We start from the raw sequence: 17,990 nt of genomic DNA, 5'->3' as shown, positions 1-17,990 counted from the left end.
TTTCCCATAGCGTCAAGCTAGTAAGAACCCTGAAAGATGATCAGGTTGATAGGTCAGAGGTGGAAGCGCGGTGACGTGTGGAGCTGACTGATACTAATCGTTCGAGGACTTAACCAAGTCATATGAACATATGAAGGTGAACTCGATTTTACTAAAACTTCTTCTGCATTATCTAGTTTTGAGGGAATGAACCCTTAAGTAAATAGTCTGGTAATTATGGCGAGAAGGTCACACCCGTTCCCATACCGAACACGGAAGTTAAGCTTCTCAGCGCCGATGGTAGTTGGGGCACGCGCCCCTGTGAGAGTAGGACGTTGCCAGGCTGTTTTTCTAAAAAAACCATGCATAAAAATTATGGTTAGGCATAAGATAATATGGTGGTCATAATTATTACCGTCGCGGGGTGGAGCAGTCTGGTAGCTCGTCGGGCTCATAACCCGAAGGTCGCAGGTTCAAATCCTGCCTCCGCAATCTTGGTCTGGTAGTTCAGTTGGTTAGAATGCCTGCCTGTCACGCAGGAGGTCGCGGGTTCGAGTCCCGTCCAGACCGCCATATTTTTAAGTAAGTACGAAACGTGGTTTCGTCTTTTTTTTTATCCAAAAAACATGCTTTTTTGCGTAAAAGGAAAAAATCATGTAAACTACATAAAGAATAGGCATCCTTAGGAGAGATCCTAAGGTTTTTTTGCATCTAAAATTAGGTAAAATGAAGATAGAGAGTAAATAGGTGATGGAATGAAACAATTTGAATTAAATACAACGAATTCTGAAGAAACTACCCAGTTTGCAGAAAGATTAGCCTCCTTTTTACAACCGGGAGATGTGATTGCCCTTGAAGGTGATTTAGGAGCCGGAAAGACCACTTTTACAAAAGGTCTGGCAAAAGGCCTCAACATTAAGAAAACTGTAAATAGTCCGACCTTCACTATCATTAAAGAATATAACGGAAACCTGCCATTATATCACATGGATGTTTATCGGGTAGCAGATGCTTATGAGGACTTAGGGTTTGATGAATACTTTGAAGGTGATGGAGTAACAGTAGTGGAATGGGCTCATTTAATTGAAGAGCAATTGCCCTCGGACCTATTAACCATTAACTTGTATCATGAGGAGCAGGATAAACGGAAAATTGTTCTCAAGCCAAAGGGTAAAAGATATGAGCAATTATGTAAGGAGTTTTTTGCATGACAATTTTAGCAATCGATACTTCTAATTATGCATTAGGAGTTTCGCTTTTAGAAGAAAACCAAGTGCTTGGGGAGTATATTACAAATTTAAAAAAGAATCATTCTGTCCGAATCATGCCGGCCATCCAGACGTTAATGAAGGATTGTGAACGAGTGCCTGGAGATTTAACGAAAATAGTGGTGGCAAAGGGCCCAGGCTCTTATACGGGTGTAAGAATTGGGGTTACGATTGCAAAAACACTGGCATGGACTTTAAATATTCCACTGGTAGGCATCTCTAGTCTTGAAATTTTAGCATCTGGAACAGGGCGCTATTTTGATGGCTATGTGTCTCCATTATTTGACGCAAGAAGAGGACAAGTCTATACTGGGCTGTATCAGTTTGAGAACGGACAGCTTTCAGTTGTAGAGCAAGATCAGTTAGTTATGGCTGTAGATTGGGCAGCTAAACTAGCCGAAATGACAAAGCCTATATTGTTTGTCGGGAATGATTTGCCGATTCATCAATCGAAGCTTGAAGAAATCGTAGGGACTAAAGCATTTTTTGCAAGCATCACAGAACATAATCCTCGTCCTTCTGAACTGGCCTTGTTGGGACGCAATAAAGATGGGGAAAATGTACATACTTTTGTACCTAATTATATACGCTTAGCTGAAGCCGAAGCTAAGTGGTTAGAAGCAAAAGGAAAAAATTCAAATGGATAGGGATAGAAAAATGGTAGATTCTTATGTTTTTCGCTATATGAGGGAAGAGGATATCGACCAGGTTTTAACTGTTGAACAGGCCTCGTTTACTGTTCCATGGAGCCGTGAAGCTTTTTATAATGAATTGCAAAATAACAAGTTTGCCGTTTATATAGTGCTTGAGGAAGACAATAAAATAATCGGATACTGCGGTACGTGGATTGTGATTGATGAAGCGCATGTAACGAATGTGGCCATTTTGCCGGAATCTCGCGGCAGAAAGCTTGGGGAGACGATGATGCGCAAATTGATGTCTGTTTCGAGGGAAATGGGGGCGAAGAGCATGACACTTGAGGTCCGGGTAACCAATCATGTGGCACAATCTCTATACCGTAAACTAGGCTTTCAAAATGGCGGGATCCGGAAAAATTATTATTCAGATAATCAGGAAGATGCGCTAGTGATGTGGGTGAATTTATGATAAAAGATCAGTATATATTGGGAATCGAAACGAGCTGTGATGAAACGGCAGTTGCGATTATTAAAAATGGTGGGGAAATCGCAGCAAATGTTGTAGCGTCTCAAATCGAAAGCCATAAACGGTTTGGCGGCGTGGTACCGGAGATCGCTTCACGCCACCATGTGGAACAAATGACTATCGTGATTGAAGAGGCCTTGAATCAAGCAAATTTAACATTTGCAGAAATTGATGCAATTGCTGTTACAGAAGGACCAGGTTTAGTAGGGGCATTACTAATTGGGGTGAATGCGGCGAAAGCCCTTGCATTTGCACATAATATTCCGCTTGTGCCCGTTCATCATATTGCTGGGCATATTTACGCAAACAGGCTGGTAACAGAAATGAAATTCCCGCTGTTAGCCCTAGTCGTTTCAGGCGGCCATACAGAGCTTGTTTATATGAAGGAACATGGTCATTTTGAAGTAATTGGGGAAACGCGTGATGATGCTGCTGGGGAAGCCTATGACAAGGTGGCAAGAACATTGAACATGCCATATCCGGGCGGGCCGCACATTGACCGTTTAGCACACGAGGGAAGCCCAACGATTGATTTACCGCGTGCATGGCTTGAGGAAGGGTCATATGATTTTAGCTTCAGCGGGTTAAAATCAGCCGTTATCAATACTGTCCACAATGCTGAACAGCGCGGCGAGACGATCGCACCTGAGGATCTTGCTGCCAGCTTTCAAGCAAGTGTTATTGAAGTGCTTGTGAAAAAAACAGAAAGAGCTGTAGCTGAATATGGAGTGAAACAGCTATTGGTTGCTGGCGGTGTAGCTGCAAACAAAGGTCTTAGAAGTGCTTTAGAAAAGACCTTTTCTGAAAAGGCTGAAGTGGATTTAGTAATTCCTCCATTAGCATTATGCACCGATAATGCAGCAATGATTGCTGCTGCCGGAAGCGTGATGTTTGAAAAAGGAGTAAGATCTGACCTTTCCCTAAATGCGAATCCAGGCCTGGATATCGAACTATACAATAACTAAACCTTCCGTTATCGGGAGGTTTTTTCTTTTAGGTCTAGTATTCACAGAGCTTTTCTATGGGACACTTTGAGAGGATGCGACGACTGTAATGTCCCATAGAGTCAATCTATAAGACACTTAGAAAGGATGCGACGACTGTAATGTCCCATAGAGTCAATCTATGGGACACTTTGAGAGGATGCGACGACTGTAATGTCCCATAGAGTCAATCTATAAGACACTTAGAAAGGATGCGACGACTGTAATGTCCCATAGGGCCAATCTATGGGACACTTTGGGCGAATTCTACGACCGTTTTGTCCCATAGTCATTTTTGAGCTTTATTTCAGAATTACTAGCTTTCTTTCCCTGCTATAAAAACTAATCAAACGTTTGTTTAGTTTTTAAGTTGTGGATAAAGTTTTTTCAAAAATTAAAATTAATAACACAATGTGGATAAGTACGTGTGTTCCTGTTGATAATGTGGATAAAACCGGTGTTTTTTGTGGATAATGTGGAAAACCGGAGAGACTATTTGTAAATATACCATTTAAAATGTGAATAAGGTTGTGGAAAAAGGAGAATTTTTAAATTAGCTGTTGATAAAATAAAGAAAAAACCGGACTAAAATCAGCCCGGTCCACAAATTATTCCGCCAGCTCCGCCCATTCTTCCATCAATTGCTCGAGCTCAGCTTTGGCTTTTTCACTTTTTATGTTAATTTCTAACACTTTTTCGTGATTCTGAAAAATATCCGGCTCACATAATAACACTTCACAATCCTGAATTTCCTCTTCAAGCTCAGCAATCCTTAATTCGATTTCTTCTAATTTTCGTTTTCGCTGCCGCTCTAGCTTTTTGCTTTCCTTGTCCTGTTGATAACTATTTTTTTCTGAAGTATCAACCTGAACCTTTTTAACAGAATCGGCAAGGGCTAATGCCGCCAGTTCTTCCTGTTCCAGCTTTTTTTCTAAATAATAATCATAATCCCCAAGATATTCACAGCTGCCCTCACGGCTTAACTCCAACACTTTTGTTGCGATGCGGTTAATGAAATAGCGGTCGTGTGATACAAACAAAATCGTGCCAGGGTAATCGATTAGGGCATTCTCAAGAATCTCTTTACTATCTAAATCAAGATGGTTGGTTGGCTCGTCCAAGATTAAAACATTCGCTTTCTCGAGCATCAGTTTCGCAAGGGCAAGCCGCGCCTTCTCACCGCCGCTTAACGTCGAGACCGTTTTCAGTACGTCATCACCAGAAAATAAGAAATTGCCGAGCACCGTCCGGATTTCTTTTTCATTTTTCAACGGGTAATCATCCCATAATTCGTTAAGGACACGTTTGTTTGATTTTAACTCCGCCTGCTCCTGGTCATAATAGCCAATCGAGAGGTTTGTCCCGTAATGAATCGTCCCGCTCAATGCTGGCAGCTTTTTAATGATCGTTTTTAAAAGCGTTGATTTGCCGATACCATTTGGACCAACAAGAGCTATACTTTCACCTTTAAAGGCCCGTAAAGAAATCCCCTCAGAAATTACAGCACCGTCGTACCCAACGGCAAGCGAATCCACCATAAGAACGTCATTACCACTCTGCCGCTCAATTTCAAATGAGAAAGAAGCAGACTTTTCATCCCCTAATGGACGATCCATGACCTCCATTTTCTCAAGCTTTTTCCGCCGGCTTTGCGCACGTTTGGTTGTTGAGGCACGGGCTAAATTGCGCTGAATAAAGTCTTGCAGGTTCGCAATCTCTTGCTGCTGCTTTTCATAAAGCTTCATGTCGCGCTCATAGTTGGCCGCTTTCTGGTCTAGATATGAGCTGTAATTGCCCGTAAAGCGCTGAATCTGCTTCCGGGATACCTCATACACCTGTGTGACGACTTTATCTAAAAAATAGCGGTCGTGGGAAACAATTAATATGGCACCCTCATAACCCTGAAGGTATTGTTCCAGCCATGAGAGAGTATCGATATCCAAGTGGTTGGTCGGCTCGTCCAGGATTAAGATGTCAGGTTTGGTTAATAGCAGTTTCCCTAAAGCAAGCCGGGTTTTTTGACCGCCGCTTAAACTGGCAATCATCGCATTTGAATCATGAAAATTTAGCCCATGAAGCACGGAGCGAATATCCGCCTCGAACTGGTAGCCGCCCTGCTCCTTAAATTTCACTTGAAGTCCATCATACTCTTTTAAAATTCTTTCGTATCGGCTCGAGTCTTCGAAAATACTAGGATCAGCCATTTGTTCCTCAAGTTTGCGCAGCGACTTCTCCATCTGCCGAAGTTCCTCAAAAACAGTCAGCATTTCTTCCCAGATAGACAAATTGGATTCTAACCCCGTATTTTGCGCCAAGTATCCGATGGTGACATCCTTCGGCTTAATAATTTCCCCGCCATCATGTGACAGATGGCCGGCAATGATTTTCAACAACGTTGATTTGCCTGCACCGTTACGGCCAACAAGGGCGACTCGGTCTCTTGTTTGTAATTCCAGCTTTATATTCGATAAAATAAGGTCAGCACCATAATATTTTTGTAATTGATTAACCTGTAATAAAATCATAAAATTCACCTCTATACTACTCAATAGTTTACCGTATTCCCTAAGGTCCGGCAATAAAGCATGTCAGTTCCCCTGAAGTGAATACCTTATGGACAAAAAAATGTACCGATAGTTCAAAGTTTCACAGACATAGAAAGAAAAATAGTGTATGATTTAATCGGAGGATTGTTTATATGGCAGAATTCACTCATTTTAATGAAGAAGGCAGAGCTAAGATGGTTGACGTCAGCGATAAACCGGAAACGGCTCGCACAGCTCTTGCTCATTCAAGTATTACAGTCAGCAGAGAAATTTTTGAAAAAATAACAAATCATGAAATGAAAAAAGGCGATGTCTTAGCTGTAGCGCAGGTTGCCGCCGTGATGGCTGCGAAAAAGACATGGGATCTCATTCCAATGTGCCACCCGATTCCGTTAACGGGAGTGAATATCTCTTTCTCATGGGAGCAGACCGGAGATAATTATCAATTACATATTGCTGCTTCTGTTAAAACAAAAGGAAATACAGGTGTAGAAATGGAAGCGTTAACAGCGGCCTCTGCCTGTGCCTTAACCGTCTATGATATGTGTAAAGCCGTTGATAAAGGAATGGTCATCGGACCAACCTATTTAGTAGAGAAAACGGGCGGTAAAAATGGAGATTTTAAGAGAACAGAACTAGTTTAACAAAACTATTTATATGGGGTGTGGGAGATTATGAGTAATGAAACGATGAAAATACCACAGGCGACAGCCAAACGGCTGCCCCTTTATTATCGATTTTTAAAAAACCTGCATTCTTCCGGCAAGCAAAGAGTTTCATCAGCAGAATTAAGTGAAGCGGTTAAGGTAGATTCGGCAACCATCCGAAGGGATTTTTCCTATTTCGGAGCTTTAGGGAAAAAGGGTTATGGCTACAATGTGAATTACTTATTAACCTTTTTCCGGAAAACATTGGACCAGGATGAACTGACTAAGGTTGCTTTAATTGGGGTGGGGAACCTTGGCACAGCATTTTTAAACTATAATTTTTTAAAAAATAATAATACGAAAATTGAATGCGCATTTGATGTCGATCCTGGAAAAATGGGAACGATGATTCGCGAGGTACCGGTTTATCATTTGGATGAGCTGGAGAGGGTAATCACCGAACATCAAATATCGGTGGCGATTTTAACCGTTCCGGCTCAGGTCGCCCAAATGATTACAGACCGGCTTGTAAAGGCAAATGTGAAAGGGATCTTAAATTTCACACCGGCAAGATTAAATGTTCCGTCCTCGCTTCGTGTTCATCACATTGATTTAGCTGTCGAGCTGCAATCACTGATTTACTTTTTAAAGCATTATCCAAATCCAGCAGATGAAATCGAAGAATAAAATGTTTAAGGGCTTTTCGCAAAATTTTGCGGAAGGCCTTTTTTTTATTACGACAAATTTTTTGAATCTTTACAACGTAACAGTGTTATGTTACATTATTACGTAGAAAGGGGTTTTACTCATGAGCGAGGAGTTAATTTCCAAAAAGGAATTATTAGAGCTGGCGGGAATATCTTATGGTCAGCTGTATAGATGGAAGCGTAAAGATCTTATACCGGAGGAATGGTTTGTAAGGAAATCGACGTTTACCGGCCAGGAAACCTTCTTTCCGAAGGAAAAAATCCTAGAAAGAATCAATAAAATTCAAACAATGAAGGAAAATTTATCGTTGGATGAACTAGCCGACATGTTTTCTCCGAGCCTGAGCGATTTGCAGTTAGATAAGGACGAATTAATAAAACGTAACATTGTTTCAAATGCGGTGATGAATTTTTACCTAGAAACCGACCAAAGCGGACCAAATTTTAATTTTTCCAGAATGCTTGAAGTTTATGTTTTAGAAAAGCTGTTGCAGTCTGGGGAAATCAATTTGGATGAAGGGAAAATGCTGCTGCAGGTGCTAAAGGATAATGCTGCGCTGATTAAGCAAAAAAGCTGTGAACTCATCATAACCCGCAAGCTCGGCGTATCATCGTGTCTCTTACTGATTAATGCGGAAGATGTCCATTTTGAGCGGGGAACAAAGATTGTCGTCCAGGTTTCCTTGATGACCTGTATGGAAGAAATTAAGTCGAAATTATTATAAAGGAGAATCCTTATGGAATTGAAAAACAGAGGAGATTTGGTCATTAATGGCTTAGGTTCTTCAAATGGGGGACAGTTTAACCTAGTTACATTGAATGGCAGAGGGACAATCAACGATGATGTGGAATGTCATGAATTTGAATGTAATGGCTTAGGGACGGTTAGTGGGAATGTTACAGCAGATACGGCCAGAGTAAACGGGAATGCCAAGTTTAAAGGAACCTTCGAGAGCGAAAAGTTGACAGTTGAAGGGACGGCAAAATTTGAACAGAACCTGAATGTAAAAAATTTAAGAGTTTCTGGGAAAGCTTCTGTGGGCGGGAGCGTAAAATGTGAGGAGATTAAACTTCGCGGCATGTTATCCGTTGGGGAAGACTGCGAGGCTGAGTATTTTAAAGGCGAATACCGCTTCGCGATCGGAGGGCTTCTAAATGCGGATCAGGTTGATATAAAGATTTATGGGGAATGCAAAGCAAAAGAGATTGGCGGGCAAACCATAACGGTAAGGCAGCATAAAGGGTCGTTCATCAGTGCTTTATTCAAGCCAATTTTCAAAGCGCAATTAGAAACGGAGTTAATTGAAGGGGATAAAATTGACTTGGAAAATACGATTGCCAGGGTGGTGCGGGGCAATCAGGTCAGAATTGGACCGAACTGTCAGATTGGTGTTGTTGAGTACACAGACGAATTTTCACAGGATAAAAATGCTGTTGTGAATGATATCAGAAAGGCATAAGGGGGGAAGGGAAATGAAAAAAGATGCAAACTTGATTATCAATGGTTCAGGAAGTTACCCTGGCGGCCGTTACGATAAAATCAGGATAAGGGGCGAAGGTACGATTGTAAATGATGTAGAATGTTCCTCATTTCATGTATATGGAACAAGTGAAGCGGTCGAAAATGTTAAAACAGGTTCAGTAAAAATTTTGGGGGAGGCAGAGGTTAAAGGGAATATCGAGGCTGAGGAAACGCTTATCATGGGAACGATGTCCGTCGGCAGCCGGGCACAGTTGAAAAAAATAAAGATCCTTGGGCTGCTTGAAGTGGGCGAGAGACTTTTCGGCGATCAAGCATCAATTAAAGGAAGCATCGTGGTAAATGGTGATGTGGAATATGAAACCTTTGATTCAAGCGGCGGTTTTGAAATTAAGGGATTATTAACCGCAGATACGATTAAGGTGGGTTTGCGCTTCGGCCAAAGCACTGCAGAGGAAATTGGCGGAGGAAAAATAACCGTCAAAAAGAAAAAGAACTCCCTTCTTCCCTTCGGAAAAGAGGTTGGAACTCTTAAAGCGAAAGTCATCGAAGGGGATGATATTTTTCTCGAAAATACAACGGCAGATATTGTTCGGGGCAACCAGGTGAAAATTGGCCAGGGCTGCCAAATAGGCTTGGTGGAGTATCGAGAGCATCTAAGCCAGGATTCACAAGCAACGATCAAAACAAAGACAAAGATATAAAGGAGAAATCGGATGGTAGCAAAAGAGAGTAAATTAGGTTTGGTTGTCGCGGGGCTATTACTAGGGATATTGATGGCCTCGATGGATAACACGATTGTCGTCACGGCGATGGGAACGATTGTCGGTGATCTTGGCGGGCTGGAAAGCTTCGTCTGGGTGGTCTCCGCTTATATGGTCGCGGAAATGGCCGGGATGCCGATTTTTGGCAAATTATCGGATATGTATGGCCGTAAAAGGTTCTTTATTTTTGGATTAATATTGTTTATGGCCGGCTCGGCCCTGTGCGGAACAGCCGAAACGATCACGCAATTAAGTATTTACCGCGCGATCCAAGGGGTTGGCGGCGGTGCACTTGTCCCGATTGCGTTTACGATTATGTTCGATTTATTTCCACCCGAAAAACGAGGGAAAATGGGCGGTTTGTTCGGGGCAGTTTTCGGGCTTTCAAGTATCTTCGGGCCGCTGTTGGGTGCGTATATTACCGACCATATTAGCTGGCATTGGATTTTCTATATTAATCTCCCGCTTGGGATTTTATCATTGATTTTTATCGTCATCTCTTACAAGGAATCACCGATTCACCAGAAGCAGTCGATTGACTGGTGGGGAGCCGTGACGTTAATTGGCGCAGTAGTTTGTTTAATGTTTGCCCTTGAATTAGGGGGACAAAAATATGATTGGGATTCTTCAACGATTATTAGTTTATTCACAGGCTTCGGGGTTCTATTTTTGATCTTTTTGGTTGTCGAAACAAAAGCGAAGGATCCGATTATTTCGTTTGCGATGTTTAAAAACCAGTTGTTCGCTGGAAGTACACTAGTTGGCTTGTTTTACGGGGCTGCCTTTATGGCGGGAACCGTTTATATCCCGATTTTTGTGCAGGGGGTATATGGTGGGAGCGCTACGAATTCGGGGCTTATTTTATTGCCGATGATGCTGGGTTCCGTTGTGACGGCACAGCTTGGCGGCTTTTTAACGACGAAGATGAGCTATCGGAACATAATGTTTATTTCCGGTGTCATCTTGATAGGCGGTTTTATTCTGCTCAGCACCATTACACCAGAAACAAGCAGGGCAATATTGACCCTGTATATGATTGTCATAGGTTTAGGGGTAGGATTCTCTTTTTCCGTTTTAAGCATGGCCGCCATTCATCCATTCGGGATGGAGCAAAGGGGCTCCGCTACCTCAACCAGCAACTTTATCCGCTCCCTAGGAATGACTATTGGGATTACGATTTTTGGAACGATTCAAAGAAGCGACTTTAAAGAGGGATTGGAAAAGGCATTTTCCGGATTGGGGCCAATGCCTAAGGGCGGAGCATTTGGCGATTCACGAGCGTTATTATCGGAAGAGGCAAGAAAGAACATTCCGCCGCAGATTCTTGATAAAATCACCGATGCCCTTTCCAGCTCCATTGTTCATACCTTTACATGGGCACTCGTCCCGGCAGGCATCGCCTTTCTCTTCATCTTTATCTTAGGCAAAGAACGAATGGTGTTCAATAAGCAGCAAGGGATTTCCAAATAAAAAGGTGTCAGGCACCATTGTGAATTTTTCACATGGTGCCTGACACCTTTCTTTATTTATCCACTTTGTTTTTATATTTAAAGTGGATAGTGATCATTTTTAGGCCGGAGCCGAAGTCAAAGGTGGCTAAGACAACGAGCAGGTAGCTGAAAAAGCCCCAGCCATTTGATTGCACGTCATCAATAGCGAAGTAAGTAAATAAACTGCCGAGTAGAAAGTAAATCAATCCGGAAATCAAGGGTGAACGTCTCATAGAAAGCCTCCGATAAAGTTTTGAACCGCCTCGGCCTCCCGCATCAGTCTTTCGATATCCTCCCGATAAACAGACTGAACGAGGACAACTAAGGTATTCATCGTGACATGCGCAAAGATCGGCACGATGATGCGTTTTGTTTTGACATAAAGAAAAGCAAAGGTAAAGCCCATAGCCGAATAAAGTAAGATATGCTGAAACTCCATATGGGCTGCGGCAAAAATGACCGAGCTGATAATCGCTGAGATAAAGAAATTAAATCGTTTATGAAGGGCACCAAAAATGATTTTTCGAAAAACAATTTCTTCTAGAATCGGACCCACAATGCTTGTGACAAAAATCGCCAATGGGAACGTTTCGATAATATTAACAATCTCTTTCGTGTTCTCAGAGCCTGGGTTAATGCCAATCAGGTGCTCAATAATAGCTGCCACGTACTGGGCAAATAGAGCTAAGAAAAAGCCGGCCACTGCCCACATCGCAGAGTACCAGAAGGAAGTTCCCTTCCGGTCGAAGCTTTGTCCTTTCATTTCGTTCCGTAACATAAAAAGAATAATGATGAGAGCAACTGTAAAACTAGTCAACAGCCAAACGGGCACAGCTAATTCCAGTTTGCCCCCAAATTGCTTAAAACCGAACATGAATAACGGAACGCCAGCTAAACTGGAAAACTGCATAACGATATAAACAATTAAAATTATCCAATATTCCCTTTTCAAATAAGTAATCTCCTTCTGATCTATTTTTTAATATGGTTCTGTTAAGCTTAGTTGTTGATTTGCGCTCCAGGTGCTTCGCTTTCCGCGGGCGTGCCGGGGAGCCTCCTCGGCGCTTTGGCGCCTGCGGGGTCTCCCCTGCCCCGTACTCCCGCAGGAGTCTTCGCACCTTCCGCTCCAATCAACAGTGTTAATAATCAACAATGCCCTTTAACAGAGCCTTTAATTTAAAAAAAATAAATTCGATATGATTCCATCCTACATTTTACCTTTAAAAAGGGCCCCGTTCAATTTTGAACAATTTATCCAAATTCTTTGTATAGAAATTGCTGTACTTCACATACTGATTAAGGTTGAAAAAAAGATTTGCCCTGCTGTAAAAATTTTATGCTTCAGACTTGCAAAAGATTTACAGATTCATTATTATAATAATTGTGTTAGCACTCATTCGTAGAGAGTGCTAATAATGTCAGAATTACATATATTTTTGAGGAGGTTGTTTGATTTGTTAAGACCATTAGGTGATCGCATTGTCATTGAGCTTGTTGAATCAGAAGAAAAAACTGCAAGCGGTATCGTATTACCGGATTCAGCGAAAGAAAAGCCTCAGGAAGGAAAAGTTGTTGCTGTTGGTACAGGCCGTGTGCTTGAAAATGGCGAACGCGTTGCCCTTGAAGTAGCTGTAGGCGACCGCATTATCTTCTCAAAATACGCTGGTACTGAAGTAAAATTCGAAGGCGTTGAATATTTAATTTTACGTGAAAACGATATCCTTGCTGTTTTAGCGTAGTAAGGTTGATTTTTTTAAAAATAAACATCTGAAATAATAAGAGGAGGTTTTTTAAACGATGGCTAAAGAAATTATGTTTAGTGAAGACGCACGACGCGCGATGCTTCGCGGTGTAGATACACTTGCAAACGCAGTAAAAGTAACTCTTGGACCTAAAGGACGCAACGTGGTTCTTGAGAAAAAATTCGGTTCACCATTAATCACAAATGACGGTGTAACTATCGCAAAAGAAATCGAATTAGAAGATGCATTCGAAAACATGGGTGCTAAGCTTGTTGCTGAAGTAGCAAGCAAAACAAACGATGTTGCCGGTGACGGTACAACAACTGCAACTGTTCTTGCTCAAGCGATGATCCGTGAAGGCCTAAAGAACGTAACAGCTGGTGCAAACCCAATGGGTATCCGCAAAGGGATCGAAAAAGCAGTGACTACAGCTGTAGAAGAATTAAAAGCTATCTCAAAACCAATCGAAGGCAAATCTTCTATCGCACAAGTAGCGGCTATTTCTGCTGCTGACGAAGAAGTAGGCCAATTAATCGCTGAAGCAATGGAGCGCGTTGGCAACGACGGCGTTATCACAATCGAAGAGTCTAAAGGCTTCACAACTGAACTAGACGTTGTTGAAGGTATGCAATTCGACCGCGGTTACGTGTCAGCTTACATGGTAACAAACACTGAAAAAATGGAAGCTGTATTAGAAAACCCATATATCTTAATCACTGACAAGAAGATTTCAAGCATTCAAGAAATCCTTCCTGTTCTTGAGCAAGTAGTTCAACAAGGTAAGCCGTTATTACTTGTTGCTGAAGATATCGAAGGTGAAGCATTATCTACATTAGTAGTGAACAAACTTCGCGGAACATTCAATGCAGTTGCTGTTAAAGCTCCTGGCTTTGGTGACCGCCGTAAAGCAATGCTTGAAGATATCGCTGCCTTAACTGGTGGAGAAGTCATCACTGAAGAGCTTGGCCGTGAATTAAAAACTGCTACTATCCAATCTTTAGGACGCGCTTCTAAAGTGGTTGTAACAAAAGAAAACACAACAATCGTTGAAGGTGCAGGAGATTCTGCAGCGATCGAAGCTCGTGTAAACCAAATCCGTGTTCAATTAGAAGAAACTACTTCTGAATTTGACCGTGAAAAATTACAAGAGCGCCTAGCTAAACTAGCTGGCGGTGTAGCAGTAATCAAAGTTGGTGCTGCAACTGAAACTGAATTAAAAGAGCGCAAGCTTCGCATCGAAGACGCTTTGAACTCTACTCGTGCTGCAGTTGAAGAAGGTATCGTATCCGGTGGTGGTGTTGCCCTTCTAAACGTATACAGCAAAGTAGCTGGAATCCAAGCTGAAGGCGACGTAGCAACAGGTATCAACATCGTATTACGTGCGATGGAAGAGCCAGTTCGCACAATCGCCCACAACGCTGGCCTTGAAGGTTCAGTTATCGTTGACCGCTTAAAGCGCGAAGCAGTTGGCACAGGCTTCAACGCTGCTAACGGCGAATGGGTAAACATGATCGAAGCTGGTATCGTGGACCCAACTAAAGTAACTCGTTCTGCGCTTCAAAACGCTGCATCTGTTGCGGCTATGTTCTTAACAACTGAAGCAGTTGTTGCTGACAAGCCAGAACCAGCTGGTGCTGCTGGTATGCCTGACATGGGTGCAATGGGCGGCATGGGCGGTATGATGTAATTAGGATTTTAAAATCCTGTTATATCAACTTTTAAAGTAATATTAAACTTTTCTTGTCCTCGGTAAAAGAAAAGCTAACTATAATAGAAGGCCTGCCATCAGTTTACTAAACTGTTGGCAGGCCTTTTTTTCATATTTTGGATCTTAATTTTTATAATATTAATTAATAAAAAATAATGTTTACTATTTCTTTACAATTTTGTTCATTCTCTTAATTCTACCTAGGCTTCAATCGAGAAAAAAATGAATGTTATAAATCAAATTCACTAAAACCATCCCCTTAAATGAATATAATCTATCTTATATATGTGTAAAATAGAGACAAATTTCCTAACTAGCAAGAATTAACAAAAACCTTACCTTCCTCTAAAACTGAATTTACAATCTTTTGATAAAGTGTGAGATATAAATGTGGATTAATGCTTGAATGTTCGACTTGGCTTGCTTTCAAAATCCACTAAGAATTAGGGGGAATTTCAATGAGTAATCAAAATGAAAACAAGGTTTTTAACAGAAGAGACTTCATAAAAGTAGGAGGAATGACTACACTTGCCTTAACGATGGCGTCTGCAGGAATCCCAGGTGTAAATCTATTAAACACGACCGTTGCGCACGCTGAAACAAATGATGATGTAAAATTGCAGTTTAATCCAAATGGAAAGTTTAAAATTGTACAGTTTAACGATACACAGGATGATGAGCATATTGATCGTCGTACCATCCAACTAATGGAAAAAGTCCTTGACAATGAGAAACCGGATTTTGTAGTACTGAATGGTGACAACATTTCAGGTGGCTGTAATTCAGAGCTTGAGATGAGACAAGCAATGAACAATGTTGCCCAGCCAATGGAACAAAGGGGTATCAAGTGGGCAGTTACTTTTGGGAATCATGATGAAGATTCAACACCAAATGGCGGTCTTGATGAGGAGGCCATGCTTAAATTTTATATGGCATACAAATACAATGTTAATCAGCCAGGAGCAACTGGAATCAATGGGACTGGGAACATGAACTTGCTTATTAGGGATTCTGCAGGCAAAAAAGCGGCATTCAATCTTTGGCTGCTAGATAGTGGCAGGTATGCTCCTAAAACGATGGGTGGACAGGATTTTAGTGGATATCCAACTTGGGATTGGATTCGATTCAATCAGGTAAGTTGGTATTATGAGACTTCCAAGAAGCTAGAACAGCAAATTGGCAATAAGGTCCCTTCCCTCATGTTCATTCATATTCCTCTTTGGGAACATCGATTTATGTGGTTTGACAGTGTTGATAGCCGAACATCGGCTGATCATGCCCGTGCTGTAGATAAGCATCAAATAGTAGGGGAAAGAAATGAAGATGAGTGCCCGGGTCCATTTAATAGCGGTATGTTTTCAGCTATGCTTGACAGGGGAGATGTCAAAGGGGTCTTTTGCGGCCATGACCATGTAAATACATATATGGGGAATTACTTTGGAATTTTACTAGGTTATTCAGGCAGTACAGGGTTTGGCGCTTATGGGTTGCCTGGTGCGGAACGAAATCGATTACGCGGCGCCCGAGTATTTAATTTGGATGAAAATAAACAGGATGTTTTAGTTGAAACACATATGGTTTTTGCTAAGGACTATGGAATAGACCTTACTGCAAACGACCAAAGCGCTGATCCAGCCCCGGTACCGGAAAATAAGAAACAAGAGCAAGTAATAAGAAAATAGAGGCAACAGTACATCCGGCAGCCTTTTAATGGCTTAGAATTATTCTATAACACTAACTGGTAAAAACCACTTCCTAACAATAGGGAGTGGTTTTTTGTGTACCTTAAAATGAAATTACCGCTTCCATCCAAAGACTTTTTTTAATTACAAAAACTGCTTCAACCTCTTTTATGAGATATTTTATAAATAAGTCTTATACATACTATAATTATGATCAAACCTGGAGGAGAATATGAAGAAGGGCAAATTTAGTTTACAAGCCGTTATTATTATATTTGTTTGCATTGTCGTCGCTTCATCACTTGGAATAACTGATCTAATCATAAGCAAAAGAATTACCTCGAGTGTGGAACAAACAGAGAAAGAAAAAGCCCTGAATGTGGCAAAGATGGTTGCCCTTAGTCCGCAGGTGATTATCGCACTTGAAGGGAAGGCGAACAAAAAAAATGTACAAGTTTTTAGTAATCAAATAAGAAAAAAAACCAATGTTAACTTCGTTGTCGTGATGGATATGAAAGGTATTCGTCTATCCCACCCGAAACCCGAAAAGGTTGGAAAGCACTTCACAGGAGGAGATGAAGGGCTAGTTCTTAAAGGCAAGGAGTACGTGTCTATTTCAAAGGGGACTCTCGGTCGATCCATGCGGGCATTTACTCCAATAAAAAATTCACAAGGAAAACAAGTCGGTGCAGTTGCCGTAGGGATTTCATTAGAAAGTGTAATAAACGCGGTACATAGAGGCCGTATGGGTATGGCGATCGGTACCGTCATTGGCATCTTAATTGGGGTAATTGGTGCAGTGGGCCTAGCGAGATACCTCAAAAGAATTCTTTTAGGACTCGAGCCGTTCGCGATTGCCAGGCTGCTTGAAGAGCGCAGTTCTATGCTTCATTCTGTCCGAGAGGGAATCATAGCCATTGACCAGGTAGGAAACATCACCCTTGTAAACAGGGCAGCCAGTAAGCTTTTAAAAAAAGCCGGACTTGAAGGGAATCCTATAGGAATGAACGTTGAAGAGTATTTGCCAGAGACACGGTTAACTCGCATTTTAGAATCGGGTGAATCGGAAATGGATCAAGAACAGAATCTACATGGGGTGACCATCTTAGTAAACAGGGTACCGGTGATTGTGGGAAATCAGCCGGTGGGGGCAATCGCTACTTTCCGTGATAAAACCGAGGTTCAAATTTTGGCCGAACAGCTTACAGGTGTACGCAATTATGCGGATGCTCTTCGTGCTCAGGCGCATGAATTCATGAATAAACTTCATGTCATTCTTGGTCTGGTTCGTACTGAACAATACGATACACTCGCTAACTATGTGAGCGAAACCGTTAACCACCGTGAAACGGAAGTGGGTTTTGTAACAAAAAAAGTCCATGATCCGGTTCTTGCCGGATTTCTGATTGGCAAGCTAAGCTTTGCAAGAGAATCTGGGGCCTTACTGTCATTTGATTGCGCAAATACACTTCCCAAGCCTGCAAATTCAGAAATTACACATGAGTTAATAACGATTATTGGAAATCTTGTCGATAACGCAATGGAGGCAATTGCGGACAGTCCAATCAAAAAAGTCGAGCTTAAACTTGATTACGCAGAGGATATTTTGACAGTCGAGGTTAAAGACACAGGAATGGGAATGACGAAATCCCTCCAAAACAAAATACTGGATAAAGGCTTTTCCACGAAAGGAGACAACCGAGGATTCGGATTATATCTTTTGGCGCAGGCAATTGAAAGACTGGAGGGGGACCTGATTATTTCGTCCAAACCAGGAAAGGGAACGAATTTTGCCGTATATATACCTTATAATGCAGAGGATGAATAGAA

Annotated in this window: 17 protein-coding genes, 2 tRNA genes and 2 rRNA genes; 18 read left to right on the top strand and 3 right to left on the bottom strand. The window is 41.7% G+C overall.

What is annotated here, in order from left to right; translation table 11 throughout:
- The 8 genes from LC455_RS29890 to tsaD form a co-directional block, all read left to right on the top strand.
- A 23S ribosomal RNA gene (locus LC455_RS29890) occupies nucleotides 1–117 on the top strand; the annotation flags it as partial.
- Between the two features lie 89 nt (nucleotides 118–206).
- A 5S ribosomal RNA gene (rrf, locus tag LC455_RS29885) occupies nucleotides 207–323 on the top strand.
- 74 nt (nucleotides 324–397) lie between these two features.
- A tRNA-Met gene (locus LC455_RS29880) sits at nucleotides 398–471 on the top strand.
- Between the two features lie 4 nt (nucleotides 472–475).
- Nucleotides 476–552, top strand: a tRNA-Asp gene (locus tag LC455_RS29875).
- 182 nt (nucleotides 553–734) lie between these two features.
- Nucleotides 735–1,190 (top strand): tRNA (adenosine(37)-N6)-threonylcarbamoyltransferase complex ATPase subunit type 1 TsaE, encoded by a 456-nt coding sequence (gene tsaE / locus LC455_RS29870; protein ID WP_223596526.1) that lies wholly within the window; start codon nucleotides 735–737, stop codon nucleotides 1,188–1,190.
- On the top strand, nucleotides 1,187–1,894 hold the full coding sequence (tsaB, locus tag LC455_RS29865; protein WP_223596524.1) for a tRNA (adenosine(37)-N6)-threonylcarbamoyltransferase complex dimerization subunit type 1 TsaB: 708 nt from the start codon (nucleotides 1,187–1,189) through the stop codon (nucleotides 1,892–1,894). The genes tsaE and tsaB overlap by 4 nt, the downstream gene beginning before the upstream one ends.
- 10 nt (nucleotides 1,895–1,904) lie before the next feature.
- Nucleotides 1,905–2,354, top strand: a complete 450-nt coding sequence (rimI, locus tag LC455_RS29860; RefSeq protein ID WP_223596534.1) for a ribosomal protein S18-alanine N-acetyltransferase — start codon at nucleotides 1,905–1,907, stop codon at nucleotides 2,352–2,354.
- Nucleotides 2,351–3,376 (top strand): tRNA (adenosine(37)-N6)-threonylcarbamoyltransferase complex transferase subunit TsaD, encoded by a 1,026-nt coding sequence (tsaD, locus tag LC455_RS29855; RefSeq protein WP_223596522.1) that lies wholly within the window; start codon nucleotides 2,351–2,353, stop codon nucleotides 3,374–3,376. Before rimI ends, tsaD begins: the two co-directional genes overlap by 4 nt.
- Before the next feature lie 626 nt (nucleotides 3,377–4,002).
- On the opposite strand, the gene LC455_RS29850 is transcribed toward tsaD, so the two are convergent.
- A complete protein-coding gene (locus LC455_RS29850) occupies nucleotides 4,003–5,919 on the bottom strand; it encodes an ABC-F family ATP-binding cassette domain-containing protein (protein ID WP_223596521.1) in 1,917 nt (638 codons plus the stop codon).
- 173 nt (nucleotides 5,920–6,092) lie between these two features.
- On the opposite strand from LC455_RS29850, the gene moaC reads away from it, so the two are divergent.
- The 6 genes from moaC (at nucleotide 6,093) to LC455_RS29820 (ending at nucleotide 11,008) form a co-directional block, all read left to right on the top strand.
- A complete protein-coding gene (moaC, locus tag LC455_RS29845) occupies nucleotides 6,093–6,584 on the top strand; it encodes a cyclic pyranopterin monophosphate synthase MoaC (RefSeq protein ID WP_223596519.1) in 492 nt (163 codons plus the stop codon).
- Between the two features lie 30 nt (nucleotides 6,585–6,614).
- A complete protein-coding gene (locus LC455_RS29840) occupies nucleotides 6,615–7,274 on the top strand; it encodes a redox-sensing transcriptional repressor Rex (protein WP_223596517.1) in 660 nt (219 codons plus the stop codon).
- Nucleotides 7,275–7,395: 121 nt separating this feature from the next.
- Nucleotides 7,396–8,019 (top strand): YhbD family protein, encoded by a 624-nt coding sequence (locus LC455_RS29835; RefSeq protein WP_223596515.1) that lies wholly within the window; start codon nucleotides 7,396–7,398, stop codon nucleotides 8,017–8,019.
- Between the two features lie 12 nt (nucleotides 8,020–8,031).
- Complete coding sequence (locus tag LC455_RS29830; RefSeq protein WP_223596514.1) at nucleotides 8,032–8,754, top strand: polymer-forming cytoskeletal protein; 723 nt, start codon at nucleotides 8,032–8,034, stop codon at nucleotides 8,752–8,754.
- Nucleotides 8,755–8,767: 13 nt separating this feature from the next.
- Entirely contained in the window at nucleotides 8,768–9,478 is a 711-nt protein-coding gene (locus LC455_RS29825) for a cytoplasmic protein (protein ID WP_223596513.1), read from the top strand.
- Between the two features lie 12 nt (nucleotides 9,479–9,490).
- A complete protein-coding gene (locus LC455_RS29820) occupies nucleotides 9,491–11,008 on the top strand; it encodes an MDR family MFS transporter (protein ID WP_223596512.1) in 1,518 nt (505 codons plus the stop codon).
- Nucleotides 11,009–11,060: 52 nt separating this feature from the next.
- Here LC455_RS29820 and LC455_RS29815 read toward each other — a convergent pair whose 3' ends face one another.
- Nucleotides 11,061–11,261: a YdiK family protein gene (locus LC455_RS29815; RefSeq protein ID WP_223596511.1), complete on the bottom strand. Its 201-nt coding sequence runs from the start codon at nucleotides 11,259–11,261 to the stop codon at nucleotides 11,061–11,063.
- Nucleotides 11,258–11,980 carry a CPBP family intramembrane glutamic endopeptidase gene (locus LC455_RS29810; RefSeq protein ID WP_223596510.1) on the bottom strand — a complete coding sequence of 241 codons (723 nt, stop codon included), beginning with the start codon at nucleotides 11,978–11,980 and terminating at the stop codon, nucleotides 11,258–11,260. The genes LC455_RS29815 and LC455_RS29810 overlap by 4 nt, the downstream gene beginning before the upstream one ends.
- Nucleotides 11,981–12,482: 502 nt before the next feature.
- Here LC455_RS29810 and groES point away from each other — a divergent pair.
- From groES to dcuS, 4 genes are all read left to right on the top strand, one after another.
- On the top strand, nucleotides 12,483–12,767 hold the full coding sequence (groES, locus tag LC455_RS29805) for a co-chaperone GroES (RefSeq protein ID WP_223596509.1): 285 nt from the start codon (nucleotides 12,483–12,485) through the stop codon (nucleotides 12,765–12,767).
- Between the two features lie 58 nt (nucleotides 12,768–12,825).
- Nucleotides 12,826–14,457, top strand: a complete 1,632-nt coding sequence (groL, locus tag LC455_RS29800) for a chaperonin GroEL (protein ID WP_223596507.1) — start codon at nucleotides 12,826–12,828, stop codon at nucleotides 14,455–14,457.
- 479 nt (nucleotides 14,458–14,936) lie between these two features.
- Nucleotides 14,937–16,160, top strand: coding sequence for a metallophosphoesterase family protein (locus tag LC455_RS29795; RefSeq protein WP_223596505.1), 1,224 nt, complete (start codon nucleotides 14,937–14,939; stop codon nucleotides 16,158–16,160).
- A 232-nt stretch (nucleotides 16,161–16,392) separates the two neighbouring features.
- Nucleotides 16,393–17,988 (top strand): DcuS/MalK family sensor histidine kinase, encoded by a 1,596-nt coding sequence (dcuS, locus tag LC455_RS29790; RefSeq protein ID WP_223596504.1) that lies wholly within the window; start codon nucleotides 16,393–16,395, stop codon nucleotides 17,986–17,988.
- Nucleotides 17,989–17,990 lie beyond the last annotated feature (2 nt).

The sequence above is a fragment of the Neobacillus bataviensis genome (assembly GCF_019969725.1).
Note: the sequence above shows the minus strand (reverse complement) of the source record. Positions and strands in the feature narration are given on the sequence as shown.

What these genes read in the sequence shown, in the direction of transcription:
- moaC (WP_223596519.1), top strand. Translation starts at nt 6,093, where the DNA reads ATGGCAGAATTCACTCATTTTAATGAAGAAGGCAGAGCTAAGATGGTT.
- LC455_RS29825 (WP_223596513.1), top strand. Translation starts at nt 8,768, where the DNA reads ATGAAAAAAGATGCAAACTTGATTATCAATGGTTCAGGAAGTTACCCT.
- LC455_RS29820 (WP_223596512.1), top strand. Translation starts at nt 9,491, where the DNA reads ATGGTAGCAAAAGAGAGTAAATTAGGTTTGGTTGTCGCGGGGCTATTA.
- LC455_RS29815 (WP_223596511.1), bottom strand. Translation starts at nt 11,261, where the DNA reads ATGAGACGTTCACCCTTGATTTCCGGATTGATTTACTTTCTACTCGGC.
- LC455_RS29840 (WP_223596517.1), top strand. Translation starts at nt 6,615, where the DNA reads ATGAGTAATGAAACGATGAAAATACCACAGGCGACAGCCAAACGGCTG.
- groL (WP_223596507.1), top strand. Translation starts at nt 12,826, where the DNA reads ATGGCTAAAGAAATTATGTTTAGTGAAGACGCACGACGCGCGATGCTT.
- LC455_RS29795 (WP_223596505.1), top strand. Translation starts at nt 14,937, where the DNA reads ATGAGTAATCAAAATGAAAACAAGGTTTTTAACAGAAGAGACTTCATA.
- LC455_RS29835 (WP_223596515.1), top strand. Translation starts at nt 7,396, where the DNA reads ATGAGCGAGGAGTTAATTTCCAAAAAGGAATTATTAGAGCTGGCGGGA.
- LC455_RS29830 (WP_223596514.1), top strand. Translation starts at nt 8,032, where the DNA reads ATGGAATTGAAAAACAGAGGAGATTTGGTCATTAATGGCTTAGGTTCT.
- tsaB (WP_223596524.1), top strand. Translation starts at nt 1,187, where the DNA reads ATGACAATTTTAGCAATCGATACTTCTAATTATGCATTAGGAGTTTCG.
- rimI (WP_223596534.1), top strand. Translation starts at nt 1,905, where the DNA reads ATGGTAGATTCTTATGTTTTTCGCTATATGAGGGAAGAGGATATCGAC.
- tsaE (WP_223596526.1), top strand. Translation starts at nt 735, where the DNA reads ATGAAACAATTTGAATTAAATACAACGAATTCTGAAGAAACTACCCAG.
- LC455_RS29850 (WP_223596521.1), bottom strand. Translation starts at nt 5,919, where the DNA reads ATGATTTTATTACAGGTTAATCAATTACAAAAATATTATGGTGCTGAC.
- tsaD (WP_223596522.1), top strand. Translation starts at nt 2,351, where the DNA reads ATGATAAAAGATCAGTATATATTGGGAATCGAAACGAGCTGTGATGAA.
- dcuS (WP_223596504.1), top strand. Translation starts at nt 16,393, where the DNA reads ATGAAGAAGGGCAAATTTAGTTTACAAGCCGTTATTATTATATTTGTT.